Source organism: Pseudoalteromonas sp. APC 3358 (genome assembly GCF_030408075.1).
Taxonomy (GTDB): Bacteria; Pseudomonadota; Gammaproteobacteria; order Enterobacterales; family Alteromonadaceae; genus Pseudoalteromonas; species Pseudoalteromonas arctica.
In genome coordinates this window covers 1-25438 of the sequence record NZ_JASDCE010000016.1, presented here as the reverse complement: position 1 = coordinate 25438, position 25438 = coordinate 1, and the positions used below count along the sequence as shown (strand labels likewise).

The window sequence follows — 25438 nt, the reverse complement described above, 5'->3', positions numbered from 1 at the left end:
GCTCCTTAGCGAATAACTTTTTTAATTACCGCTAGTAGCTGATCGGGATTAAATGGTTTTACAATCCAGCCTGTTGCACCAGCAGCTTTACCCTCTATCTTTTTTTCTAAGCCCGACTCTGTAGTAAGCATTAGTAATGGTGTAAATTTATAACTCGGTAAAGTACGCAGCTCTCGTATTAATGTAATTCCATCCATTATTGGCATGTTTACATCTGAGATCACGGCATCAAAATCTTGTTGCTTGGCAATAGCGAGAGCTTCACTGCCATCCTTAGCTTCGGTTACATCAAACCCGGCCGTTTTTAATGTAAAGCTCACCATTTGACGCATCGATGCTGAATCATCAACCGCTAAAATTCTTTTCATATATACCCCTAACTTTTACTTTCGGTTGTTAAGTATTGGCTTAAGCCAAGTTTATTAATTGTATGCGTTAAGGCCTCGCTACTGCCTACCCATATTATTTTGTGCTGTATAGTAAGTAGGTGTTTTTGTAAGGCGCATAAAAGTTGAATTGAGGCAGTATCAGCAGAAATCACATCGTTAATATCAAGACAGATATCATCGTTGCTATTGAGTTCGTGTAGTAAGTCTTGATGTAGTGTTTCAACTTGCGTAATAGCAAGTTCGCTCGGAAGTTTTAGCATTTAGTAAGTGCATTCCCTGTCAATTCAATTCATAACAAAAGCTTAGCCCTAGTTATTAAAATTGCCATAAAATGCTTAATTAAATTTAACCTGTCGTTAAAATACAAAAAAAGGAGCCTAAAGCTCCTTTAAAATTGGTAAAAAGTAAAAAACTAGTTTTTATAGTAATCAGCTATTTTTTTAAACTCTTCAGTTAAAGTCGTCGCATTAATTAATGGCACACTACCTTGTTTAAATTCTGGTTTAAAAATAGCTCTAACGGCTCCATTTTGATCAACCATAGCGACCGAGGCACTATGATCAACAGCATATTCTGATTCACTACTATCGCTAATGGCGTAAATTAAACCAAGCTCTCGAACAACAGGAAAAAGGTGTTTATGCTCTCCCGACACAGCTAAAAAGTCTGGGTTAAAGTAATCTATATATTGCTTTCGTTTAGCTGGTGTATCGCGTTTTGGATCAACCGATAAAAACCAAACTTGTAGCGGATAATCTGCTTGTAAATTTTTATAAACAGCATTTAACTTAGCAAGTGTTAATGGACAAATATCTGGGCAGCTTGTGTAGCCTAAAAATACTAAATTCCACTGTCCTAAAAATTGTTGCTTAGTCACTAATTCGCCGCGCTGATCGTTTAGCGTAAAATCAGACAGTGGCTTTGCATTTTCGTAAACTAATGCATCTATATCTGGTGGACTATTTTCATTTGAACATGCTGATAAAAACGAAACTAAAATAACAATTAATCCAAGCCATAACTGCTTCATAAAGGGAGCCATTTATCTATAAATAAGATTACAAAGAGTACCATTAAATGAATAATCGAAAAACGAAATAAGTCCATTGCAGTCTCATCATTTCCAGCAATTTTTAAATTGACCGCCTTATATATAAACACGGCATTTAATACACATGCACCTATCAAATAGATTAATCCAGACATACCGATTAAATAAGGTAATACGCAAACAACAGCGAGTAAAACAGAGTAAGCAACGACGCACGTTTTACAAAAATCGATACCATGGGTTACTGGTAACATAGGGATTTTAGCGCGTTCATAATCACTTTTTCGTGCTATAGCCAGCGCCCAAAAGTGTGGTGGGGTCCAGGTAAATATTATCATTACGAGTAACCAAGGGGCTGCTGCCATTTGGTTTGTTTCTGACACCCAACCTAATAATGGAGGCATTGCGCCAGCCAACCCACCTATAACAATATTTTGCGGCGTTGCACGCTTTAAAAATGATGTATAAACAAATGCATAACCTACCAATGCAAATAACGTTAATATAGCGGTTAAGGTATTAGCCCACACCATCAGCATAATAAAACCAGCAACCCCAATAACAGCTGCAAAACTAAGCGCATGTGTTTTACTTAAACGCCCTTTAGCCACAGGGCGATGACGAGTCCGCGCCATTTTTGAGTCTATCTCGCTATCAACCACATGATTAATAACCGCTGCAGCAGCAGAAAGTAGCCCTATACCTAACAAGCTAATAAACTGTACGACCATACCGCGCCCTACATCGGGAGCCAGCGCTAAACCAACCCAAGCTGTTAGCACCAGCATAGCTACCACTTTAAATTTACTAATTGCTAAGTAGTCTTGCAGCAAACTATGTGTACGCGAAATTAGCGATTGAGTATTAACGGGTAGCAGTATTTTTTTATCAATTATAAGTGCCATCATATTTCCCCTTTATGTGCGTGATTTTAGGTAATAACACAACCTAACCATGCTTAATAACAGTATGGCTGCCATCAAGTTATGCGCCAGTGCAACTCCCAACGGAATATGCCAATGTACTAAAATAAGCCCTAAGCTAATTTGGCAAAGCAGAACAAGTAATACACTCACAACGCAATTTTTAATTTTTTTAGAGTACGCTTGGCTGTATATTTTCCACATAATTAACGCCAGAACAATGCAAGTAACGAGTGCCCAAATGCGATGTAATAAATGAATAGACATACGCGCTTGCTGCGATAACACACCAAACTCATAATTACTGTGCTCAAGTGGTAATTGAAATACGCTACTCAATGAAAACGGTTGTGCGTAATTACACAATGGCAAACCACTACAATGTGGAGCGGCGTAATTTGCAGCCAGCCAACCACCAAGTGCAATTTGGATAATTAATACACTGAGCGCTACTAAACTTAAACCGAAATAGCGTTTTGCGCCGCTATCGCCACCCATAATAGGTTTTGCGGTTAGCCGTAAATATAAAAGCGTTATAAGTGACAAAATACTAAAGCCACCTAATAAGTGGCCCATTACAATAAGCGGCTGAAGGTTCATGGTTACTGTCCACATACCAAGAGCAGCCTGAAACACCACTAGTAGAAGTAAAGCCAAAGGCAATTTAACTGGCGTAGTTGGATATTGGCGTTTTAAAAAAGCCAACACAAATAAACCTAAAATAAGTAAGCCTAAAGCACCTGCAAAGTAGCGATGAATCATTTCTTTCCACGCTTTTGCGGTTTCGAACATCATATCGGGGTAGCTTTGAGTTGCTAAGGCTATGTCAGCCTCATGCTTAGGTACCGTTAAAAAGCCATAACAACCAGGCCAATCGGGGCACCCTAAACCTGCATCACTTAAGCGGGTGTACGCACCTAAAGCAACTACAATTAAAGCGAGTAATCCTGTTATTAATACTAAGTTTTTATAATTTTTATACATCAGATACTCCAACTTAAGCTCAACTTAGTTAGCTAGAACGAGAATAGTTAAGTAATTTTTTTAGATCTTTTAATAACCCTTTTTGTACTAAACGGTTTTCTTGTGGCTCGACCTTAAAGGGATATTCAAGTACCACTAACCCCATATGATCAATTAAATACAAACTTGCAGGATTTAAACTCTGTTGCTCGGTAATAATTTTCCATGGTAGGTTTTTATTGTCGGGACTTCCCATTACAGCCATATCAACCTTGCCTTGGTTTTTACCAAGTGCCACATATAAATTATTAAGTGCATTGAGTTGTTCGCTGCATGGGGTGTTACATTCGTTTGAATAATTAAGTGCGATAGTCCATTGCTTGGGATTATTTTGCGGCCAATTTTTAAGTTTTATTTCTTGGCTTAAAAACTCGCCATTATTAGTAATTGCAGTAGGCAACCAATCAAACTTTAATGCGCCATATGCCAAAATTAATGGGATAGCGCAGCAGCCCACAAACAACACAAGGGGATTATTTTTCATTAAGTGTCCTTTTTTTGCTCGCAAAAATAGCCACAACAGCACATGCAACAGCAATTAAAAACCATTGCACAGCGTAGGCATTATGCTTTTGAGGGCTCATAACAACTGCCTCATAATGAGGTGTTGCAATCTCATCACCAGTACCTTGTCTGTAAGCCATAAAATTAATTAATGATTGCTGGCTTTGAGTGCTCAGCATATTCAAGTCGATAGATTGGATTCTTGTAGGTAAGTCGTTATTTGTAGTTTTATCTTCAAGCGTAAAGCTACTTAGGTTATTTTCTTTTATTTGCGCTTTAAGAATAAAAACACCTGTAGGCAGAGTAACCTTTGGCAGTGTATCTCTAGATATAGGCGCTTTTACCCATCCTAAATTAACTAAAATCACTTTTTCTTCGCTGGCTGGCTTTAGTAAAGCAAGTAGGTCGTACCCTACTTGTCCGTTATAAACTTGATTATCTAAAAGCCAATATTGGTTTTGTACAAACCGCCCTTTTAACTCAACCAATACACCTGTTTTGTTCCAGCTATCAGGCAGGTTAAGTAATTGAGACCAGCTCACCACACCCCGATTCTGTTGCTTAGCAATAGCGGTTAGTTGCTGCTGTTTTTGCTCACCCCGCTCCAACTGCCAAAATCCTAGTCGCACACACACAAGTACAACAACCACAACCATACAAAGTGTGATTAGTGAACTAAGCTTTTGTTTGTGCCATAAAACTAACTGCATAAAGGGTCAACTCAGTGATTATTAAAATTATTATCGTACTGTTGTTAATATTTATACTTTTTAACTTATTTAGAGCATTGTTTATTATGGTGTCAGGGAAAACTGGGGGACGACCTATGTCTCACTTTTTAGGTCGTCGCGTATTGTTTTCGGTCGTTGTTTTAGTTGTTGTTATTGCAGCGCTTAAACTTGGTTTTATTAAAGCAAATAATTCGCCAATAAACGCTACAGCACATATACAAATACAAACAAACACAGCCACACCACATCAACAAAGTGCCAATACCAAGCAGCTGCTTGAAAAGCAAAATGCTTATCTTTAGTAAAGTGCCCTTTTAATATCCGTAAAAATATTACAAATAAAAGTACCGTTCCTAGCGTTACATGCATGCCATGAAAACCAGTCAATAAAAAGAACGTATTACCGTAAATACCCGCATCTAGCGTTAGATTAAGGTCATTATATGCATGCATGTACTCCTCAACTTGCAGCCCTAGAAAGCAAACACCCAACAAAATAGTAGCGCCTAAAAAAACTTTAAGTGGAGTGCGTTTATTGTTTTCCATCGCTACATGGGCAAAATGTAAAGTAACTGAGGAAGTAAGCAGTATTAAGGTATTTATAAGCGGTAAGCCTTGCCAGCCCATAGCTTGAGTAGTTTCACCAGCAGGTGTTGAAACTAGCGGCCAAACGGCTTCAAAAGTAGGCCATAAAACCTCGTTAGTCATTGCATTATTGCCTGCGCCTCCAAGCCAAGGTACCGACAATACCCGTGCATAAAAAAGCGCACCAAAAAAGGCCATAAAAAACATAACTTCAGAAAAAATAAACCAGCTCATACCTTGTCTAAAAGAGCGATCCATTTGTGCTGAGTACAAACCTTGGTCCGATTCACTAATTACATTTTTAAACCAGCTAAACAACATATACACAAGTACAGCAATACCGGCATAAAGCAGATAAACCCCGCTACCACCTTCTTTACCTACACTCATAACTGTTAAGCCTGCCCCTACTGCAATAAAAAACAATGCAACAGCACCTACAATAGGCCATGGGCTTTGCTCAGGTACGTAATAATGCTCATATTCTTGATTCATTTTATTTACTCCTAGTTTCACACTAGTTTAAAAAGCTAGTTATTATTTGCCACCAGCTGTTCACTAATATCAAATACGGTATAAGATAAAGTTAATTCTTCAATATCGCTTGGCAATGCGGTATCAACATAAAAAAGTAATTTAAATTCAAGTTCTTCCCCTGCTTTTAGAGGTTGCTGATCAAAGCAAAAACAGGCTATTTTGTGTAAATACTTTGCCGCTTTACCTGGCGAGACTGATGGTACAGCCTGCATTACTTTATCTAGGTTGCTGTTATTTTTAGCACTAAACATTACTTCACGCATTGCACCGGGTTTTACCACTACACTGTATTCTTTTGATTTAACTTCAAACGGTGCACCACTTTGTGCGTGAGTAGTAAAGCTAACGCCGACTTCTCGGTTTTGTACTATTTGTGTACTTTGCTCTGCCTGCTCAAGCGAAGGTTTTCCATTAAGCCCTGTTACATCACAAAACACGTCATACAAAGGTACTAAAGCAAAGGCAAAGGCAAACATGCCTATGCAAATAAGTACCAAACGTTTGAGTAGCGGTGCGTGTGTCATTACTTAATTACCGGCGGCGTAGAAAAAGTATGATATGGCGCTGGAGAGTCAACTTCCCACTCAAGCCCTTCTGCCCCTTCCCATACTTTTGCAGGCACTTTATCACCGCCACGCGCGCATTTAATTACCACAGCTACAAACAACAATTGCGATAAACCAAAGGCAAATCCACCAATACTTATGATTGCGTTAAAGTCGGCAAATTGAAGTGCATAATCGGGAATTCGACGCGGCATACCGGCAAGCCCTACAAAATGCATAGGAAAAAACAATACGTTCACACTCACCAGCGATAGCCAAAAATGCCATTTAGCTAGCGTGATATTAAACATATTGCCCGTCCACTTGGGCAGCCAGTAATAGGCCCCCGCCATTATCGAAAATACAGCCCCTGTTACTAATACATAATGAAAATGCGCCACTACAAAATAAGTATCGTGGTACTGAAAGTCAGCAGGTGTAATTGCCAGCATCAACCCCGAAAAGCCACCTAAGGTAAACAGCACAATAAACGCAATACTAAAAAGCATTGGCACTTCAAAAGTTATTGAGCCTTTCCACATTGTGGCAACCCAATTAAATACTTTTACTCCTGTAGGTACCGATATAAGCATGGTCGCGTACATAAAAAACAACTCGCCAGCGACCGGCATCCCAGTGGTAAACATATGATGAGCCCATACAATAAAGCTCAATAGTGCTATGGAGGATGTGGCGTATACCATTGAGGCATAGCCAAAAAGTTTTTTACGAGAAAAGGTAGGTACTATTGTAGATATAATGCCAAAGGCAGGAAGAATCATTATGTATACTTCGGGATGACCAAAAAACCAAAAAATGTGTTGGAACATCACCGGGTCGCCACCGCCTGCGGCATCAAAAAAGCTGGTCGCAAAATACTTATCGGTAAGTACCATAGTGACAGCCCCTGCAAGCACTGGCATTACCGCTATTAATAAAAAGGCAGTAATTAACCACGTCCATACAAATAAGGGCAACTTCATCCATGTCATGCCGGGAGCACGTAAGTTCACTATAGTTACAATCACATTGATTGCGCCCATTATTGAGCTAATCCCCATAATATGTACGGCAAATACAAACAATGCAGTATTATCATTACTGTATGTTGTAGACAGTGGTGCATAAAAAGTCCAACCAAATGCAGGACCCCCACCAGGCATAAATAACGATGCCAATAGGATTAAAAACGCAAACGGTAAAATCCAAAAGCTCCAGTTATTCATTCTTGGCAATGCCATATCTGGCGCGCCAATCATGAGTGGTATCATCCAGTTAGCAAGGCCTGTAAAGGCCGGCATAACCGCACCAAACACCATAATTAAACCATGCACTGTGGTCATTTGATTAAAAAAGTGAGGATCGACCAACTGTAAACCTGGTTGAAATAATTCAGCTCTGATCACCATGGCCATTCCACCACCAATTAAGAACATGGTCAGCGAAAAAATTAAATATAAACTACCTATATCTTTATGATTAGTTGTGTAAAGCCAGCGTTTAAAACCTTTAGCTGGGTGATGAGCATGATGAGCTTCATTGGCGTTAGGTTGTTCTACTATGCTACTCATTAGTTCGCCTCCACTTTGGCATCAAGTGCTGCCTGTATTTGACTCGGTTGAATAACATCACCCGTATCATTACCCCACGCATTACGTTTATAAGTAATAACCGCTGCTAATTGCTTTATAGATAACTGTTTGGCAAATGCTTGCATTGCCGTACCTGGTCGCCCATGGATAACTACATCAATGTGATCTTTTATATCGCCAAGTACTATAGGGCTGCCTTTAAGTGCAGGAAATACACCCGGTAACCCCATGCCAGTAGGCTGATGACATGCAGCACAATTGGCCATATATACTTGTTCGCCTAAAGTCATTAATTCTTCTTTCGGGAGGGTTTTATCAAGTAATGCGGCATCTGCTAATGCTGCTTTTTGTTTAGCTTGCTTTGCATCTGCAAGCCACGTTTTAAAATCAGCCTCAGATTTAGCGACCACCACAACGGGCATAAAGCCATGATCTTTACCACACAACTCAGCACATTGGCCTCGGTAAGTACCTTCTTCGTTTATGTTCGTCCATGTTTCGTTTATAAAGCCGGGATTCGCATCTTTTTTAACTGCAAAATCAGGTACCCACCAAGAGTGAATAACATCGTCAGAAGTCATTAAAAATCGTACTTTTTGATTTATTGGCAGTACGAGAGGTTTATCAACCTCAAGTAAGTAGTTAGGATTTTTATCTGCAAGATTCGCTATTTCATCTTGCGGGGTAGATAAAATAGAGTAGAACTCTACATCTTCACCCATATATTCATAATGCCATTTCCATTGCGAGCCTGTAATTTTAATAGTGAGATCAGCTTTGCTGGCATCTTCCATTGCAATTAGAGTTTTAGTGGCTGGTACTGCCATAGCAATTAAAATAACAAACGGGATTGCAGTCCAAAGTATTTCTACTTTAGTGCTTTCGTGAAATTGGGCAGGTACAGCCCCTTTAGATTTACGGTGATGAATAAGTGCCCAAAACATAATTGCGAACACTATCACCCCAATCACACAACATATTATAAATATGGTCATGTGCAGCTGATATACATTATTGCTTATATCGGTTACGCCTTTGCGCATATTGTATTGGCTGTTAGCCAAAACTGGGTGCGAAAAAACACATAATATAAGCCACAAGGTAGAGGTCAGTTTACCCATGTGACGGCTCCTTTGATGCTATTGCGAATGCAAAGCGAAGAGGCATACGGCTTAAACGCCAATTCGTTATTTTTATTTTTTTAGTCAATCTCATTTAATATTGATTGGTTTTGCTGCGCCAACAACGTGTTTGTGTATATTGTGTGTTCTCAAAACTAAAAAGCTGTGAGTTATTATTAGCTCAGCACATTAATAATTAGCTAAAAAATGAACAACAAGCAAGTTTTAGTATAAAAAACAATCAGGTGATATTGAGTAATTAATAAAAAATCAGTAACCAACTAGGTAACAGGAAGTTCAAAAGATGAGCAAAACAAAGGGGTTTAACGCATTCGAAGGGGGAAAATATAAGTGCAAAAAAGTTTACAGCTTAAATTGTCAGTGAGCTATTTATGCCCTATTTTTAGTGCGAATTTAAAACAGAAAATGCGTACTAATTAGTACGCATTTATAAAACTGCTTGTTTAAAAGCTATTTTTAAAGTCACATCCAATCAGCGTTTCTTATAACACCAACGGCTAAGCCTTCAATATTAAAAGACTCATTCTCAAGATCTACTTCAATAGATTCAAAATCGTCGTTTTCAGCATGAAGTAATACTTTACGACCCGCTTTCTCAAGACGTTTTACAGTTACGTCTTCGTCTAGGCGGGCAACAACAACTTGCCCGTTTTCAGCGGTTTGAGTACGATGTACAGCAAGTAAATCACCATCCATAATACCAATATCTTTCATGCTCATACCGTTAACGCGTAGTAAAAAATCTGCAGCCGGTTTAAACATTAATGGATCTATTTTGCAGTGACTTTCAACGTGCTCTTGCGCCAAAATAGGTGAACCAGCAGCAACACGCCCTATAAGCGGTAAACCTAATTGTTCTGGCTCTTCTTCTTCAATTAACTGAATACCACGGCTTGCACCTGGTTTCATTTTAATTGCGCCTTTTTTAGCAAGTGCTTTTAAATGTTCTTCAGCAGCATTGGCACTTTTAAAACCTAATGTTTGCGCTATTTCAGCACGTGTAGGAGGCATACCAGTGTCTTTAATAAAAACTTTAATTAGTTCGAGTATTTGAGCTTGGCGGTTCGTTAATGGTCGCATACAACTGGTTTTCCATACAGTACATTTAACTGTGAGTATATACAGTTAAATAAAAATCGCAAATTTAAATTAAGCCTTAAAATAGCCAAAGTAATTTCACTTGTGTACATTTTAGGGATATAACTAAAGCTAGGTTTATAAATGATTAAAAAAGCAAAGGAGTCATTATGAGTATTTGGTACCAGCCCATCACTTTAGAGCTGTGCAAGCAGTTAGAACAAGGCATTGATGGCCAAGGAACATTAATGAAAACCATGGGAATAGAAGTCACTGAAATTGGTGATGATTACTTAGTAGCCACTATGCCGGCAATTCCTGAGCATCATAACCCAATGGGAATGGTTCACGGCGGTGCTAACGTTGTACTTGCCGAAACAGTTGCCAGCTATGCAGCTAACTTTGTTGTCGATTTTACAAAATTTTACTGCGTGGGGCAGGAAATTAGCGCAAGTCATTTAAAAGCATCTCGCAACGGCACTTTAACAGCAACGGCAAGAGCGTTTCATATTGGCAAACGTAGTTCAGTGTGGGAAATAAAAATTACAAATAGCCGCAATGAGCTGTGCTGCGTATCAAAAATGACCGCAGCAGTCGTAGAGCGAAGGTAGTTACTTTTCGATTGGGTAAATTGTAATTTCCATACCCGCACCAATCGCAGATATACGTAGTAATGTATCTGCATCTAAGGCTTGATTAAAGCACTTAGGGGAAGTGCCTGATTCAAAACCAATATCAAACGTTCTACGTGAACAGCTTAACCATTGCTTTAGCGCGTTACGCGAACACGATTCAATAAGCTCACATATATGGTTTATTGCTTTGTCAGGCGTGTTTACTACACCTGTTGCTTCAATACGCGCTAATTGACGGTATTCGTCTTTGTCATAATGTAAAATCGTCGCGACTTTTTTCAAGTCTGCCACTAGCAAACTAATATCTTGCTTTGATTCAAGCTCAAGATCTACATTTAAAAATTGAATTTCCGACATCGTTTCGTATTTATCCTCTAATAATTTCATTGCAAACTTTAACGCAGTTTTACCGTTATACCAAATCAACTATGCTCTATTAACCACTTTATATGGATATTTCGCAGCTTTTAAGTATTTTTTAGCGTTTAAAGCTAGCTGGATATCAAACACTCAGCTCAATTAAACAAATAAGTCATGTTAGCAATTTAAGTGTAATCTTTTTTATTTTTAAATGATTACAGTAAGCTATAGTTTAAACTGCGACAAAATGTCGCAGTAACTAATCCCATTAATGTAATAAACTAGCCTCTAAAAATAATAAGACTAAAACATGAATAAAAAAATATTTAAGTATGCTCGCAAGTTACATAAATGGCTCGGTTATTTGCTCACATTACAAATTTTAGCTTGGCTATTAGGCGGTTTAGTCATGAGCGCTATTCCTCTTGATAAAGTTCATGGGGAGCATCTTGCAACACGTACTCTTAATAACCCATTTACGCAGGCTGATTATGTTGCCTCCCTTAACGATATTGCATCTCAGGTGGTTAATCCAACACAAATAATTTTTGAGAACTTTTTAACCACACCTATAATTACAGTAATAAATAAAGATGAACAGCAAAGCTTTAACGGTATAACAGGCCGGCCTTTTGAGCCGCCAACTAAAATACAAATTACCGCAAATGCTAAAGCACACTTACTTATTGATGCTCAAGTGACAAGCGCTGTACTGCTAAAGCAAGGTATGCGAGAAGTTGGATATAAAACCAATGTTTGGCAGGTACAATTTGACGACACATTTAACACAACACTGTACTTGTCAGAAAATAACGGCAGAGTTGTCACCGTTCGCAGCACACTATGGCGAATTTTCGACTTTTTTTGGATGTTACATATTATGGATTACGATGAGCGAGAGGATTTTAATAATCCGCTGCTTATTAGTTTTGCAGCAACCAGCGTACTTTTTTGCCTAAGTGGAATATTACTACTTATGCAAAACATACGACTAAAACGATTTATCCGAATTAAAAGTAAGAATAAATCAAAGTAGTCATATTGGTTTTTAAGAACTAGCGCACTCTCACCAAAGAGTAAATAAGCCCTAGGAAGTACCCAAGGGCAGATTTTATTCCAAGTGTTTAAATCGACTCAAATGTCGCTTTAACATTTCGTTTTCGAAAATCAACTCATCACGCTCATCCAGCAATTGTAAAACTAAAGCTATTGCCGACCAATCTAACGAAAAGTCATGTTGAATACGGGCCGCTTTTTTAACTAAGGTCACTGCAGATACCGTAAATTGCCACTGCGTAACATGCTTCCCCTCAATTGGAACCGCAATATTGTGCTCAACTAGCTCATATAAAATTGCTTCGCTAATATCACTACTCAAACATAGCTCTTTGCTAGTAAGTAAATCATCTTTTTGTGTCACGATAATTTGCATTATGGCTTGCTCCAGTTATTACGGGGATCAAAGTGAGCTTTTTCGGCTAATTCTTCCCACAGTTTTTTACTGGTATCATCAACAGATGTTGGATTAACAATTTTAAGCACAGCAAATAAATCACCTTTGGCTTTTTTACTCATTAATCCCTTGCCTTTAATACGCAAGCGTTGGCCAGACTGACTATTAGATGGAATAGTTAATTGGATTTTGCCTGCCAACGTAGGTAAATTTATTTTTGTACCAAGAGCCGCTTCCCATGGTGCAAGAGGGACGACTATATTTAGGTTATGACCTTCAACATCAAATAATGGGTGGGGCACTAAACTAATTTGTAAGTACAAGTCGCCATTTTGCCCGTTCGCTGACCCTAATCCGCCTTGCCCTTTTAGTCGAATTCGTTCGCCATTTACTGAGCCTGCGGGAATTTTCACTTTAAGTGATTTTTTAATTTCAGAGACACGACCACTACTATCTCGCTGCGGTAACATAAACTCAACAGGCTTAACGGTATCAACTAAAGTCTCTTCAAGAAAAATCGGGAACTCTATTTCCACATCTTGTCCTTTTTGCGCGCGAGCGGCGTTACTTCTGCTCTGCCCGGAACGATTGAATCCACCGGCGCCGCCAAACATTGAATTAACAAAATCAGAAAACTCTTGATCGGTTTGAGGATCGCTTTGCTGATAATTACTTTGCGATGAAGCATTGTTACCACCATAATTACCTTGCTGTTGACGAGCACGATTTTGTTGATGACGACGTAACTCGTCGTATTTAGTGCGTTCTTCTTTGTTATGAATGACTTCGTAAGCTTCTGCTATTTCTTTAAACTTATCTTCTGCTTGAGGCTCTTTGCTTACATCTGGGTGATATTTTCTGGCTAACTTTTTATAAGCTACTTTAACCGCTTTATCGTCTGCATCAGGCGATATTCCAAGCACTGCATAATAATCAACAAATTTCATTTGCAATCCAAATCCCCATATTGAGTAAGCTTTAAGCATACTCCTTAACGTATAATCTTGTGTGGTTAAAATACGATAAATAGTAAGAAATAAATGAATAGTGAAAATAACTTTGAATAAAAAATTAATCGGACACTTTTTAGTAATATAAGTGCAGGCCTTAAGTTAACTTTATCTTTTATCTTCAAGGCTTTAAACTGCCTGTTCCTGTAGTTCACATTTGTGATGGATATGACTCGATTTATTCTGGCCTTACTGGCTTGTTGTGTGTGTTTTTCGGTATCTGCCGAACAATTTACCCGTTTTTCAACGGCTAAAAGACATTTAATTAAAACCCTCCCTGACAACGCCAAAAGTATTTACTGCGGTTGTGATATTAAAAAAGAAGGCAAAAAACTCATTCCTGATCCTTCTAACTGTGGTTACATTCCTCGAAATACACTTACCCGCTCAGGCAAAGTAAATGTACGAGCACTACGTATTGAATGGGAACATATTGTTCCGGCGTGGGAATTTGGTCATCAGCTACAATGTTGGCAAGATGGCGGACGTAAAAACTGCCGTAAAGTAAGTGCTAAATTTAGAAAAATGGAAGCTGATATAAATAACTTAGCGCCAGCTATTGGCGAAATTAATGCCGATCGCTCTAATTATCGTTTTGGCATGCTTAGCGAAAACGCCACACAGTATGGTCGCTGCGAAGTAAAAGTAAACTTTAAGCAACGTGTAGTTGAACCGCCTGTCTATGCACGTAAACGTATAGCCGACACTTACGCTTACATGCAGAAAACATACGGTTTAAAAATCTCTGATAAACAGCAAAAGTTATTTAATGCATGGAAAAAGCAAGCATTTGCAGATACAAGTAGTGCGAGCAAGCTCTAAGCTTTAACACTCATTTACATAAATCAAAGTTATAAATGTTGAATAAACGAGCGAGTGTTGTAATATTTTAAACAACTTATTTACAGAAAGTCCTTAACTATGTTTAAAAATAATAAAACCTCGCTTGCCATTTTTGCAGCACTTTCGGGCTTTGCTTTAACGGGTTGTGGCGGCGGAGGCGGTATCGACTCTGCTCCTGTAGTTACAACACCTGTTAGTAGCAGCCCAACATGGACAGCGGCGGTATTTGAGCCCTCTAACGATTTAAAAAACTTTTGCGAAACCCCTCGTACGGGTAACGATCCCTTTAATAACAACAACCCCTACCCAGATCAAGCGGGTTCTGCCCTTTATGAAAAGCTTTGGCTTCGCTCTTGGAGCGACGAAACATACCTTTGGTATGATGAGATTGCCGATAACGACCCTGAAAGCTTCGCCACAGTAACCGATTATTTTGCCCAATTAAAAACAGAGCAGCTTACCGACTCAGGTGCAAAAAAAGATAACTTTCATTTTTCAGAACCTACTGAAGATTACTTTCAAGAAGCGCAATCGGGCGTTACTTCTGGTTACGGTATAAATTGGGCGTTTATTGGCGATACAGCCGATCGTATTTTACGCGTTGCTTATCTTGAAGATGATTCGCCTGCAAGCCAAATAGGCTTTCAACGTGGTGATACCGTACTTTCAGTTGACGGTGTTAGCATTAATACCAATACAGAGTCGGGTGTAGATACGCTTAACGAAGGTTTATTTAGTCCTACTAACGGCGACTCACATACTATTGTTGTACGCAGTAACGATGGCGCCGAAAAAACATTTAATGTAACCGCTGGTAATATTGAACAAACACCTGTTCAAAATGTTAAAACGATTACAACCGCAAATGGTTCAAGCGTGGGTTACATGCAATTTAATAGCCATATAAGCATTGCCCAAGAAGGGCTTATTGATGCGGTAAATAAGTTTAAAACCGATGGTATTGATGAGCTTGTAATCGACTTTAGATATAACGGTGGTGGTTTATTAGCACTGTCGGCACAATTAGCTTATATGGTTGCCGGTAATGCCAACGTTAACAACCGCTTTTATTATCAAACTCAACAAAACGATAAACAACCCGTTGATTCGCCCTTCCCATTTATTGATGAAGAAATAGATTACTCTACTTTTTTTAGCACAGGTGAAAACCTACCTGATTTAAACCTATCAAAGGTTTATGTATTAAGCACATCAGGCACCTGTTCGGCATCAGAAGCTTTTATTAATGGTTTAAAAGGTATAGACGCAGAAGTTATTTTAATTGGCGACACAACCTGCGGTAAGCCCTATGGCTTTACCCCAACTCATAACTGCGCAACAACCTATTATACTATTCAGTTTAGTGGCGTAAATAGCAAAGGATTTGGCGAATACGCTGCGGGTTTTACACCAACCCCTACTCCACAATTTGATGCTGATGTTCAAGGTTGTGAAATTGAGGACGACTTTGATCATCAGTTAGGCGACAGTGACGAGGCCGTTTTAGCCACCGCATTATTTCATGTTGAGAATGGCAGTTGTCCAGTTAGAACGGCTGCTGCAAAAGCAGAACCAGCTAATTTTTCAAGCTCTCGTGAATCTCTCATTCCTTTAAATATGCCGGTACAATTTACCCAGCGTAATATGGACTTAACTTGGCCAACGCTGGGTGAGGAAAGGTAATGGCTAAATTATTACTCCCATTAGCCACCTTGCTCGCTTTAGGCGGATGCCAAAGTGTAGATAGTGAGCCTGCTAAACCCGCTATATTAACGAGCGTTAATCCCAGCGTTATTACAACACTACAACAGGCAATTCAACAAGCTAAGGGAGGCACATTAGTAACACTTGCCGATTCGGTATTTACTAAACGTAGCGAACTGCTAATTGATCATGCAATGAGTAAAGGGTCTGATGGCAGAGTAATTATGGGCGCGCATAATATAAAATCTGAGAAGTTTATTTTGCAACTACGTAATAACCAATGCGAGCTTTACTATCCTAAAAAAGAGCTTACTACAGTACTTGAAGGTGTTACCTGTAAAGAGTTATAAGGCACTTTATTAATGTTTATAAATTAATAAAAAAGGCGCGCAGCATATCGCTGCGCGCCTTTTTCTATTTTAAAGCGTTATTACAAGTCTTGATGCGGACCAAACACTTCATAATGAATCTGCTCGTTTTTAACACCTAACTCAAGTAACTGGTTTTTTATAAATGCCATAAAACCGGCAGGACCACATAAGTAAAAGTCACCATTACTCAATGGTAGCTGTGCTTGTACTGCGTTTAGGTTCATTAACCCAGTAAAGTCAGCGCCCTCTGTCGCTTGGTTAAACCACGTCATTGTTTGTAAGCGGTTATAAACTGCATTTAACTCATTTAAATATTTTGAAAACGAATGCTGCTGAGTATTTTCGCAGGCATGTAAATACATAATCTCTTGATTAGAGTTGTCACTTAATAACGTTTCAAGCATAGCCAGCATTGGCGTTTGCCCAACACCTGCTGAAATGAGTACCGCTGGACTTGTATTATTACGTAAAAAGAAGTCTCCTGCCGGCGGGTATAGCTCAACAATAGTGCCTTGCTCTAATGAGTGTAAATGATTAGACACCATGCCAGGCTTTGGCTGTAGCTCTTTTTTAACACTAATACGGTAGTTTTTAGCGTTACTTTTTTGTGAAATAGAATACTGGCGAATTTCTTCATATTCAGCGCCCTCTGGCTTAACTTTAATACCTAAATACTGCCCTGGTTTATGTGTAATAACAGCTTCGCCATCAACTGGCGTAAGTGTAAAACTCGTTACTAGTTCTGATTCAGCCTGTTTGTTGGTTATTTCAAATTGGCGAGTTCCCGCCCAACCACCGTGTTTATTTTTACTGTGCTCATACAAAGCAGCTTCTTCGGTTATACAAATATCAGCAAGTACGCCGTAAGCTTCGCGCCAAGCGTATTCAACATCGGGAGTAAATTGCTCAGGAAGAAGCTCTTTAAGCGTACCAATTAAGTGTGCACCTACAATAGGGTAATGCTCAGGTAAAATATTCAAGCTTGTATGCTTATGATTAATACGTGTTAGCGCTTCTTTTAATACGGCTAAATTATCAATATTTTGTGCATACGCAGCCAATGCATTAAAAAGTGCAAATTGCTGACGACCTGTATCTTGATTCGCCATATTAAAAATATTTTTAAGCTCAGGATTATGGCTAAATAAACGCTTATAAAAATGATCGGTAACAACCGTACCCGCCTGCGCTAATAACGGAACTGTGCTTTTTACAATCTCAATGGTTTTATCAGATAACATATGTGTTTCCTATGGATGAACTAACCACGACGCCCATCAACACGACGCCGCGTTAATATAGGTGTGCAGTGAATTAAAAATAATGAAAAAGCCACTAACCACAGCAAAGCACTTATTTGCCAAGCAAGGTGAGGCCCAATAATAAAAGGGAGTAATGAACGAGTAATAGCGGCCACAAGCAAAAACGCAAAAGCAACAGCCATGTAATGAGGAATAGCGAGTGTACGCCCTGTATGACCATGTGATACACGCGTCATCATTGCTAAAATCATCATACCTATTGTGCCAATAGTGATTAAGTGCAGCGCATCTTTAAATTGTATTGCACTGCTATAAAAGCTAAATGCAACCATCATTAACCCTACGCCTAACGCTAAGTAGGAAAAATGTAAAGACCATAACAACGGCACTCTCAATACCTTGCTATCCCACCAAAAACCAGCCCTGACCAGGTGAAGCGCAGCAACAGTTGCAACAACTAACGCAGGATTAATCGTGTTCAAAAACAACTTGTTGATGAAAAATAAAGTGATAGCCAAAATAGATAAATACATCACCGCTTTATCTATTTTAGGAGTGCGAACTTGTGCGGTTAAACCTAGACCTTTAGCGGTAAAAAATGGTAGAACGCGACCCGCAACAATGCCAACTAGTAAAGTAATTACCAGTACTGCGGTATCAACCACACCAAGTGCAAGCTGCATGTTTTGTTTTAAAACAAGTATTAAATACAATACATTGAGCCCACAAAGCACAGCTAAAATAGCTAAAAACGGATAGTTACTTTTGCTATTGGCTTTTAATAACATATTAGCCAGTACTGCTATGGCGCCTAGCCACCAAATAACTTGTAATGTAAGTGCAGCATATAAATTAAAATGAGCAATATCAGGCAATATCACAAAAAAGGCTAAGCGCGCTGCAAGCCATATAAACGTAAGCCACATAAGGGCTTTCCCACTTATGCTCGGTACGCCTGTCCATGTTTGTGCAGCGGTAAGTAAAAAGCCAACAGCTACAACTCCTGCAAAGCCAAACAGCATTTCGTGCGCGTGCCATAATGTCGCAGGTATCGATGAGTGCCAACTTGCATGGCCTGTTAAAATAAGTAGCCAATACCCCACCGACAAAAATGCCAATAAGCCACCGCCTAAAAAGAAAGGTCTAAAAGCGAGCATCCATAATGGCCATTGAGATACTTGATGAATAGCAACGCGTGCTGGCATTGGCTCAGTTAAGTTTATAGGGCGCATTATCGTACCTCCTGCCCTAAACCATGTTGTGCAACACAGCGCAGTACGTAACTTACTTTTAAAATAGCAGCAATAACAATAGTCCCAATATGAGCTGATACTTGCACCGCCATGGAAAAGTACTCAGCAAACGGGTAGCTAATTAAAATACTTGCCGTAATACACACTAAACTCACAGCTAATGCAGTATTGGCAGCAAATAATACTGTTTCGTATAGTGAACTAAACTGTGTTTGATTATTTAAATTATTCAGCATTAGTGTGTTCATGGCGATCTCTGTAACTAACTACGTTACTTAGCTATTACACATACTGTGCCAACAAATTTAATTAATTAAATTCAATAAGTTAAATTAAACCACTTTACAGTATGAGTCTTTATGACCTACTATAAATTAACTCATAAAAACTCGAATAGGTCATTTTGACATGAATCAGCAATTCAACCTTACACAAGTTGCTCTAGAGCTTGCTCAAAGTACACTACACGAGCATAGCTTTGATCAATTACTAGCAACGGTTGAGCGGGTGATTCCTAGTGATGCAAGTGCGTTATTAGTGCTTCAGGGCGAGCAATTAAAACCACTGGCAATTAAAGGGTTAATGTCCGACAGCCTTGGCAGACGATTTAAAATAGTAGAGCACCCTCGCCTAGAAGCTATTTGCAAAAGCACACTCGCGCTACAATTTGCGCACGACTGCCCACTACCCGATCCATACGACGGATTGCTATTAGCTAAAACCGGCGACATACCGGTACATGCATGTTTAGGTTTACCCCTTTATGATAAAAACGCACTACTTGGCGTACTTACGTTTGATAGCCTTAACGCCAATGCATTTAACAGCATAAGCGCTGATACACTCAATACCTTACAAACGCTGTGTAGTGCGCACTTTAAAACAGCTTTAGAGCTTGCCCATTACAAACAGCATGCACAGCACTCAAGTGCATTAGTACAAGAACTAAATCGTGAAGCGTTAACACGGGACGGCGGTGAAATTATTGGTCAAAGTCCGCTAATGCAAACACTTAAAAACGAAATTAAACTCGTTGCAGCATCTAACTTTAGCGTGCTTATATTAGGTGAAACAGGGGTAGGAAAAGAACTTGTTGCGCGTAATATTCACTTAAATTCAGCTCGAAAAGATCAACCGCTTATTCACTTAAATTGTGCATCACTTCCTGAGAACCTTGCTGAAAGTGAATTTTTTGGTCATGCGAAAGGGGCTTTTACAGGCGCACAAAATTCGCGCCAGGGTAAATTTCAATTAGCTGATGGCGGCACGTTATTTTTAGATGAAATAGGCGAACTGCCCCTGGCCATGCAAAGTAAACTATTACGAGTGCTACAAAGTGGCGAAATACAAACGGTAGGAGAAGACACGCCAAAGTACGTAGATGTACGCGTCGTTGCTGCAACCAACAGAAACTTAAAAGAAGAAGTAGCTCAAGGTCGCTTTAGAGCCGATTTATACCATCGCCTCAGTGTCTACCCTATTACTGTGCCACCACTTAGTAAACGCGAGCACGACATAACACTCTTAGCTGGTTATTTTATTGAGCAAACAGCCCGTAAATTAGGGATAAAACAATTAAAACTAAGCCCTGAAGCGCAAGTACTGCTTAATCAGTACAACTGGCCAGGTAACGTTCGCGAGCTTGAACATGTCATTAGCCGCAGCGCCCTAAAAGCAAAACAAAGCCAATGGCAAAATCCAATAATAACCATTACAAGCGAGCACTGTGATTTAACACCAAGCGCGCCGCAAAACTCTCTAGTAGCAAGCCAAAGTACAACCAACACCTTAATCAACCAACCTTTAAAGCAAGCTGTAGAATCGTTGCAATACAACGTAATTACTGAGCAATTAAAGAAGCATAACTACAACTGGTCAGCAGCAGCAAGAGTACTTGAATTAGATAGAGCTAACTTAGTACGCTTGGCTAAACGCCTAGGGATAGAAATAAAAAAAACACTATAATCATTTAAAACACAGCTAAAATGCTGCTAAAACTATTGATTAGCAGCTAACTTACTAAAATGTGTTTTTAACAACCCTGCAAAAGCTTGTACTTTAGCAGTGCGATGTACTAGGTGATGCGTGACTAACCATACATCGGTAGGCCAGCTTAACTCACTGTGTAATATAGGTACTAAATCAGAATATTGCGCCGCTACGTCATGCTGTAATCCGCCAATGCCTAGCCCTTTAATTATTGCACGAGTCGCTTCTGCGGTTTCAGATACTCGCAGCTTAATTTGCGATGCAGGAATATGTTCATCAGCCCATGCAAAATAAGGCACGCGGGCATTAAAACCCGCCACACCCGATACAAAATTATGTTGTTGTAAATCACTTAATAATTTAGGCATCCCGTACTTATTAATGTAACGTTTATTAGCGTATAAACCCGATGATAACTGCGCTAAATGCTGAGCAATATAATCGCCTTCATCAGGCCTTGGGCCTGCACGAACTGCAATATGTGCTTGTCCGTGATCGAGCCTTAACCTTTTTTGTTCTAAAATAACTTCTAACTGCACTTGCGGATGTAATGCCTGAAATTGCTCACATACATCACCAAGTACATCCATAAAGCCACTTACCGTCGTTAGCAATAAACTCCCTCTAAGGGTGCTATCGGCTGCTGCTATATCGTTATGTAACTGCTCTAAGGAGCTATGGATAGTTTGTGCTGTTGCAAATAACTTGGTGCCAATTTCAGTAACCTTGTAACCACGAGCATGGCGATGAAAAAGGCGTGCATTTAAGTTTTTTTCAAGATTATTAATTCGCCTAAGTACTGTGCTGTGGTGCACATTAAGCTCTTCTGCTGCCGCCGTTAACGTGCCTAATCGTGCTACTTCAAACGCTACTTTAACGTCTTGCCAATCTTCAAATTTTATCGCCATTCTGATTACCTTATACTTATGTGCATTTACGCACACAAGTGTTGCGTTTATTGGGGTTTTCTACAAGCAAAATTTTGCTACATTAGCGTTGTAAGTTTAAACACTAAAAGGTCACTAGCATGTCAGCACCAAAAATTATCGCCCTAGCAGGAAGTCTTCGACAAGAAAGCTTTAATCAAAAAATTATTAATGAGGCAGCACGTTTTGCTCTACAAACAGGTGCTGAAGTAGAAGTAATAAAACTAAACGAATTAAACATCCCACTATTTAACGAAGATATTGAAGCGCAAGGTACACCAAGCGATGTACAGCTTTTAAAAGACAAACTACGTGCAGCTGACGGTATTTTACTAGCAAGCCCAGAGTACAATGGCTCTATAACTGCAGCACTTAAAAATGCGATTGATTGGGCATCGCGCACAGAGCAAGGTGCTGTTCCTGCTTTTCGCAATAAAGTAGTGGCGCTGTTTTCAGCATCACCAGGTGGACTTGGTGGGTTACGCGGTTTAAATCATGTACGTGATATACTAAGTGGTATTGGATCGTTAGTGCTTGCCGATCAACTTGCAGTACCCGCTGTACACACATTGTTTGATGAAAATGGGCAAATTAATGAACCTGTTACTGCAGAGCGAGTATCGGCGCTTGCTCATCAGTTAGTAAGCGTTGCAAGTAAGTTAAGGTAACTTGCACGCCTAAATAACTAATTACTTTGTCGCCGCGAGTTTTGCGGCGATAAAATCGGTATGCGTTACATATAAAAGCCCTGCTACTTTACGTATTACGTAGTCTTCTTGGGGATCTATTTCTCCATCGGCATACGCTAAGCGCCATAATAACTCTATTATTTCAATTCGCTGCGCCGCGCTGCAATGCTCATTAATCTGTTTTGAAAACTGAAAGTAATCTATTGAATCATCTAAGCTGCTTGCCGCGTTATTAGTAAGCTCATTAACCTCAATATCTGTTAAATTAAAATACTTTTTTAAGGTTACAGTCAGGGTTCGTTGTTCATCATGTTCAAGCTTGGTATCTGCACGCATAACTTCAATTAATAATGCAGCAACAGCTGTTTTTAAATCGTGCTCTTGCATACTTGGCTGCGGTTCATCGAATACAGCAAAAAGTTGTTTTATTTGTTTGAACATCACACTTTCCCTTTTTGGGTGTTAGACTAATACGTAAAGAAATCGACCTTATTACTCTTATTAATGGGTATAAAGTTCGCAAATTAAAGGATACATTTTATGAAAGGAATAAACGCACCACGCTTATTTATAGGCGCTACACTGGTGGCCCTTTCGAGTGCAAATACTGCACTTGCTGAAAAAGCCGAAACAGAGAAGCTCTACGACTTTGACAACAAAGTGCATTACTACCAAACAAAAATTGGCGAAGACAACTATAAAATAGAAATCCAGTCAGACGATTACAAACACTTTACCAATCAAAGTGTATTTTTATTACGCCATGCGGACCGTCTATGCCGCGGCAATACCTTTATGTTGAAAATACTTGAAGGCGTGCAAGAGTACGAGCGCTTTCCAACAAAACCACGTGCTTACCAACCAGATTTAAGTGTTTTACTACAATGCGAAACTAAAGAAGATACAAACAAGGGTAAGTAGCCTTAGTCTTTATAACCCCAAGGTGCTGATGGTGGAGTAATCGGTTTAGTTAAATCAAAATCCACCTTAAACTCACGTCCTTGGCGAATTAATCGATAAGTAAATACTTCTGGGTAAATATACATTTGCCATGTATTACCTACAGACTCTGCAATGCCTTCTTTCACGAATAACTCTTTAGAGTATTGGTCTGCTGGAAACGACTGCATTTGCGCGAACCCTGCATCAAGCGTGTGGCCACCATACATAGTTGATGCGTCGTCTGTTCCATCTTTATGACGATGATCGTGCTTTAAACTCAAGCCACTACCCGTTTTAGTTATGATCCACGTACGTGATGCATCGTCTCCTACATGAAACGGCACTTGTAACTCAGTCTCGCTACATTTACGTACATGCATAACCAGCTTTTTATCTGTAAATGAGCTTGGCCCTTTCGCGTTATCTACCGCTACTTCACCTTCAAAAGCTTTACCGCAATGCGCTGCAATACTATTAAAAAATGTATCGTGAGTAGGAATAGACACTAACGGTGCAGGGCGTGCAAAAGCTGTCGATGAAGCAACTATTAAAGTTGCTGCAGTTAATAATTTCATATGTTTCTCGTTATAGTTATTTTAAAACACCTGTAATAGTACAGTTTTCTTAAGTACTTTATTAGAAGTATCTATATAAAATTTAGAACAAGACAACTAGGTAAAACTACTAAATAGCGATTAACGACTAAATATCTCAGCCTTCATTAACAATCCGACTTTTATAAATATTAATTACACACCTCAACTAGCCACTGGCCAATTACTTAATCACCATGGGTGATGACGGCTTAATTGGCCCGAACGTTCAGCTTTTAGCTGTGTTAGATGCTACTAATCCAGCAAAAAGGCTTAATAAGGAAAACTTTGCAGCATCTATCGCGTTAAGCAATAACGTATGGGTTGACGCAGGTGTAATTATTTTAGCGGGTGTGAGTATTGATGAAAATAGTGTTGTGAGTACGGGTGCTGTGGTTACTAAAAATGTAATGCCTAATACTGTAGTAGCGGGTAACCCAGCTCGTGAAATAAGAAAACTGTAGCTATTCTCGATGTGATTTTAACGTTGGGAGTCGCTACGCTCGCATCAGCGAGCACTTTAACTCGTTAAATTAAGTGAATTATTCACTAAGAGACGCTCCGCTATAGAGGAATACCTGAATCACTTTTTCTACAAGCATAAAAAAGCCCGAATCGTTAGATGTGGGCTCTCTACAATGTGGAGCTTGTGTAATGTCATAGTGCCCACAGCGGTGGAGAGTCACGTAGCAAATGCTACTTTATTGGCCGACTGGGGTATTGAGGGTTTTTGGTGTGATTCTAGCGTCGGGAGTCGCTGCGCTCGCCCGACCTACGTGATGCGTGTTGATGTGAGTGTGTGTTAATTGCGCGCATTTCACTTTTCTGCAGACGTAAAAAAGCCCGAATCGTTAGATTCGGGCTTTCTACAATTTGAAGCCTGGTAATGTCCTACTTTCACATAGCAAATGCTACACTATCATCGGCGCTGTTTCGTTTCACTACTGAGTTCGGCATGGAATCAGGTGGGTCCAAAACGCTATTGTCACCAAGCAAATTAGGTGCAAAGAATCAATGACAAGCACGTAGTGCTACCATTTTCTTTGCGCAAGGTGCCTCAACTTTAACGCTACGCGCTAAGAGTCACCTCTTGAATTTGGAAAATATCTGATAATATTTTTTAAGTCTTTCTAAGTAATATCTACTTTAGTTATATTAACTTCTTCGCTTGTTTCACTATCACATAAAACGCGTTTGGCGTTGTATGGTTAAGCCTCACGGGTAATTAGTACAAGTTAGCTTAATGGCTCACACCACTTCCACATCTTGCCTATCAACGTTGTAGTCTTCAACGGCCCTTCAGAGACTT

30 protein-coding genes, 2 rRNA genes and 1 pseudogene are annotated in these 25438 nt (G+C 39.5%); 10 read left to right on the top strand and 23 right to left on the bottom strand.

The features are described from left to right. Positions 1-5 precede the first annotated feature (5 nt). From QL995_RS19155 to QL995_RS19125, 7 genes are all read right to left on the bottom strand, one after another. Positions 6-368 (bottom strand): response regulator, encoded by a 363-nt coding sequence (locus tag QL995_RS19155; protein ID WP_007584956.1) that lies wholly within the window; start codon positions 366-368, stop codon positions 6-8. A gap of 8 nt (positions 369-376) precedes the next feature. Further along, positions 377-649 carry an STAS domain-containing protein gene (locus tag QL995_RS19150; RefSeq protein ID WP_002959595.1) on the bottom strand — a complete coding sequence of 91 codons (273 nt, stop codon included), beginning with the start codon at positions 647-649 and terminating at the stop codon, positions 377-379. A gap of 152 nt (positions 650-801) precedes the next feature. Continuing rightward, a complete protein-coding gene (locus QL995_RS19145) occupies positions 802-1419 on the bottom strand; it encodes an SCO family protein (protein ID WP_290294878.1) in 618 nt (205 codons plus the stop codon). Next, positions 1416-2345, bottom strand: coding sequence for a heme o synthase (cyoE, locus tag QL995_RS19140; RefSeq protein ID WP_002959598.1), 930 nt, complete (start codon positions 2343-2345; stop codon positions 1416-1418). Before cyoE ends, QL995_RS19145 begins: the two co-directional genes overlap by 4 nt. Positions 2346-2357: 12 nt before the next feature. After that, on the bottom strand, positions 2358-3347 hold the full coding sequence (locus QL995_RS19135; RefSeq protein ID WP_007584952.1) for a COX15/CtaA family protein: 990 nt from the start codon (positions 3345-3347) through the stop codon (positions 2358-2360). A gap of 28 nt (positions 3348-3375) precedes the next feature. Next, positions 3376-3870 (bottom strand): hypothetical protein, encoded by a 495-nt coding sequence (locus tag QL995_RS19130; protein WP_007584950.1) that lies wholly within the window; start codon positions 3868-3870, stop codon positions 3376-3378. Further along, entirely contained in the window at positions 3860-4600 is a 741-nt protein-coding gene (locus QL995_RS19125; RefSeq protein WP_197113245.1) for an SURF1 family protein, read from the bottom strand. The genes QL995_RS19130 and QL995_RS19125 overlap by 11 nt, the downstream gene beginning before the upstream one ends. A 14-nt stretch (positions 4601-4614) precedes the next feature. Here QL995_RS19125 and QL995_RS21740 point away from each other — a divergent pair, with 14 nt between their 5' ends. Next, a complete protein-coding gene (locus QL995_RS21740) occupies positions 4615-4923 on the top strand; it encodes a DUF2909 family protein (protein ID WP_076916441.1) in 309 nt (102 codons plus the stop codon). Here QL995_RS21740 and QL995_RS19115 read toward each other — a convergent pair. The 5 genes from QL995_RS19115 to lexA all read right to left on the bottom strand — a co-directional run bounded on the left by QL995_RS19115 (position 4826) and on the right by lexA (position 10102). Next, a complete protein-coding gene (locus QL995_RS19115; protein ID WP_002959610.1) occupies positions 4826-5701 on the bottom strand; it encodes a cytochrome c oxidase subunit 3 in 876 nt (291 codons plus the stop codon). The two genes, QL995_RS21740 and QL995_RS19115, sit on opposite strands and share 98 nt — an antisense overlap. A gap of 35 nt (positions 5702-5736) precedes the next feature. Continuing rightward, complete coding sequence (locus tag QL995_RS19110; RefSeq protein WP_121955068.1) at positions 5737-6267, bottom strand: cytochrome c oxidase assembly protein; 531 nt, start codon at positions 6265-6267, stop codon at positions 5737-5739. Continuing rightward, positions 6267-7859 (bottom strand): cytochrome c oxidase subunit I, encoded by a 1593-nt coding sequence (ctaD, locus tag QL995_RS19105; protein ID WP_007584944.1) that lies wholly within the window; start codon positions 7857-7859, stop codon positions 6267-6269. The genes QL995_RS19110 and ctaD overlap by 1 nt, the downstream gene beginning before the upstream one ends. After that, complete coding sequence (gene coxB, locus QL995_RS19100; RefSeq protein ID WP_024594300.1) at positions 7859-9001, bottom strand: cytochrome c oxidase subunit II; 1143 nt, start codon at positions 8999-9001, stop codon at positions 7859-7861. The genes ctaD and coxB overlap by 1 nt, the downstream gene beginning before the upstream one ends. 483 nt (positions 9002-9484) lie before the next feature. Then, positions 9485-10102: a transcriptional repressor LexA gene (lexA, locus tag QL995_RS19095; RefSeq protein WP_007584941.1), complete on the bottom strand. Its 618-nt coding sequence runs from the start codon at positions 10100-10102 to the stop codon at positions 9485-9487. 167 nt (positions 10103-10269) lie between these two features. Here lexA and QL995_RS19090 point away from each other — a divergent pair, with 167 nt between their 5' ends. Then, complete coding sequence (locus QL995_RS19090) at positions 10270-10710, top strand: PaaI family thioesterase (RefSeq protein WP_007584940.1); 441 nt, start codon at positions 10270-10272, stop codon at positions 10708-10710. Here QL995_RS19090 and QL995_RS19085 read toward each other — a convergent pair whose 3' ends face one another. Further along, entirely contained in the window at positions 10711-11091 is a 381-nt protein-coding gene (locus QL995_RS19085; RefSeq protein ID WP_008138697.1) for a hypothetical protein, read from the bottom strand. Positions 11092-11404: 313 nt separating this feature from the next. Between QL995_RS19085 and QL995_RS19080 the strand changes: the two genes are divergently transcribed. Next, on the top strand, positions 11405-12130 hold the full coding sequence (locus QL995_RS19080) for a membrane protein (protein WP_024591693.1): 726 nt from the start codon (positions 11405-11407) through the stop codon (positions 12128-12130). Between the two features lie 75 nt (positions 12131-12205). Here the strand turns inward: QL995_RS19080 and QL995_RS19075 are convergent, their stop codons facing one another. Both QL995_RS19075 and QL995_RS19070 read right to left on the bottom strand, forming a co-directional pair. Next, positions 12206-12526, bottom strand: coding sequence for a chaperone modulator CbpM (locus tag QL995_RS19075; protein WP_007584937.1), 321 nt, complete (start codon positions 12524-12526; stop codon positions 12206-12208). Further along, entirely contained in the window at positions 12526-13494 is a 969-nt protein-coding gene (locus QL995_RS19070) for a DnaJ C-terminal domain-containing protein (protein ID WP_007584935.1), read from the bottom strand. Before QL995_RS19070 ends, QL995_RS19075 begins: the two co-directional genes overlap by 1 nt. A gap of 231 nt (positions 13495-13725) precedes the next feature. On the opposite strand from QL995_RS19070, the gene QL995_RS19065 reads away from it, so the two are divergent. From QL995_RS19065 to QL995_RS19055, 3 genes are all read left to right on the top strand, one after another. Next, positions 13726-14379, top strand: a complete 654-nt coding sequence (locus tag QL995_RS19065) for an endonuclease (protein ID WP_029751433.1) — start codon at positions 13726-13728, stop codon at positions 14377-14379. A 99-nt stretch (positions 14380-14478) separates the two neighbouring features. Beyond that, positions 14479-16083: a S41 family peptidase gene (locus QL995_RS19060; RefSeq protein WP_290294877.1), complete on the top strand. Its 1605-nt coding sequence runs from the start codon at positions 14479-14481 to the stop codon at positions 16081-16083. Continuing rightward, the gene (locus tag QL995_RS19055) at positions 16083-16454 is read left to right on the top strand and encodes a hypothetical protein (RefSeq protein ID WP_002959634.1); all 372 of its coding nucleotides are present in this window, start codon (positions 16083-16085) and stop codon (positions 16452-16454) included. Before QL995_RS19060 ends, QL995_RS19055 begins: the two co-directional genes overlap by 1 nt. Positions 16455-16534: 80 nt before the next feature. Here QL995_RS19055 and hmpA read toward each other — a convergent pair whose 3' ends face one another. From hmpA to QL995_RS19040, 3 genes are read right to left on the bottom strand one after another with little or no spacing between them, the layout of a single operon-like run. Beyond that, a complete protein-coding gene (hmpA, locus tag QL995_RS19050; protein ID WP_002959635.1) occupies positions 16535-17716 on the bottom strand; it encodes an NO-inducible flavohemoprotein in 1182 nt (393 codons plus the stop codon). 20 nt (positions 17717-17736) lie between these two features. Next, positions 17737-18969, bottom strand: coding sequence for an NnrS family protein (locus tag QL995_RS19045; RefSeq protein ID WP_010555391.1), 1233 nt, complete (start codon positions 18967-18969; stop codon positions 17737-17739). Beyond that, entirely contained in the window at positions 18969-19238 is a 270-nt protein-coding gene (locus QL995_RS19040) for a hypothetical protein (RefSeq protein ID WP_007584928.1), read from the bottom strand. The genes QL995_RS19045 and QL995_RS19040 overlap by 1 nt, the downstream gene beginning before the upstream one ends. Before the next feature lie 160 nt (positions 19239-19398). Between QL995_RS19040 and norR the strand changes: the two genes are divergently transcribed. After that, positions 19399-20955 (top strand): nitric oxide reductase transcriptional regulator NorR, encoded by a 1557-nt coding sequence (norR, locus tag QL995_RS19035; protein ID WP_010555390.1) that lies wholly within the window; start codon positions 19399-19401, stop codon positions 20953-20955. A gap of 32 nt (positions 20956-20987) precedes the next feature. Here norR and QL995_RS19030 read toward each other — a convergent pair whose 3' ends face one another. Beyond that, positions 20988-21887, bottom strand: coding sequence for a LysR family transcriptional regulator (locus tag QL995_RS19030; RefSeq protein WP_165741125.1), 900 nt, complete (start codon positions 21885-21887; stop codon positions 20988-20990). Between the two features lie 119 nt (positions 21888-22006). Here QL995_RS19030 and QL995_RS19025 point away from each other — a divergent pair, with 119 nt between their 5' ends. Then, entirely contained in the window at positions 22007-22573 is a 567-nt protein-coding gene (locus tag QL995_RS19025; RefSeq protein ID WP_007584922.1) for an NAD(P)H-dependent oxidoreductase, read from the top strand. 21 nt (positions 22574-22594) lie between these two features. Here the strand turns inward: QL995_RS19025 and QL995_RS19020 are convergent, their stop codons facing one another. Further along, entirely contained in the window at positions 22595-23035 is a 441-nt protein-coding gene (locus QL995_RS19020) for a TerB family tellurite resistance protein (RefSeq protein ID WP_169045274.1), read from the bottom strand. Positions 23036-23134: 99 nt separating this feature from the next. On the opposite strand from QL995_RS19020, the gene QL995_RS19015 reads away from it, so the two are divergent. Next, on the top strand, positions 23135-23515 hold the full coding sequence (locus QL995_RS19015; RefSeq protein ID WP_024591701.1) for a hypothetical protein: 381 nt from the start codon (positions 23135-23137) through the stop codon (positions 23513-23515). Between the two features lie 2 nt (positions 23516-23517). On the opposite strand, the gene QL995_RS19010 is transcribed toward QL995_RS19015, so the two are convergent. Next, on the bottom strand, positions 23518-24111 hold the full coding sequence (locus tag QL995_RS19010) for a hypothetical protein (protein ID WP_290294876.1): 594 nt from the start codon (positions 24109-24111) through the stop codon (positions 23518-23520). A 145-nt stretch (positions 24112-24256) separates the two neighbouring features. Here QL995_RS19010 and QL995_RS19005 point away from each other — a divergent pair. Next, positions 24257-24593: pseudogene (locus tag QL995_RS19005) on the top strand (sugar O-acetyltransferase); the annotation flags it as partial. 414 nt (positions 24594-25007) lie between these two features. Here QL995_RS19005 and rrf read toward each other — a convergent pair. Both rrf and QL995_RS18995 read right to left on the bottom strand, forming a co-directional pair. Then, a 5S ribosomal RNA gene (gene rrf, locus QL995_RS19000) occupies positions 25008-25122 on the bottom strand. A 211-nt stretch (positions 25123-25333) separates the two neighbouring features. Continuing rightward, a 23S ribosomal RNA gene (locus QL995_RS18995) occupies positions 25334-25438 on the bottom strand; the annotation flags it as partial.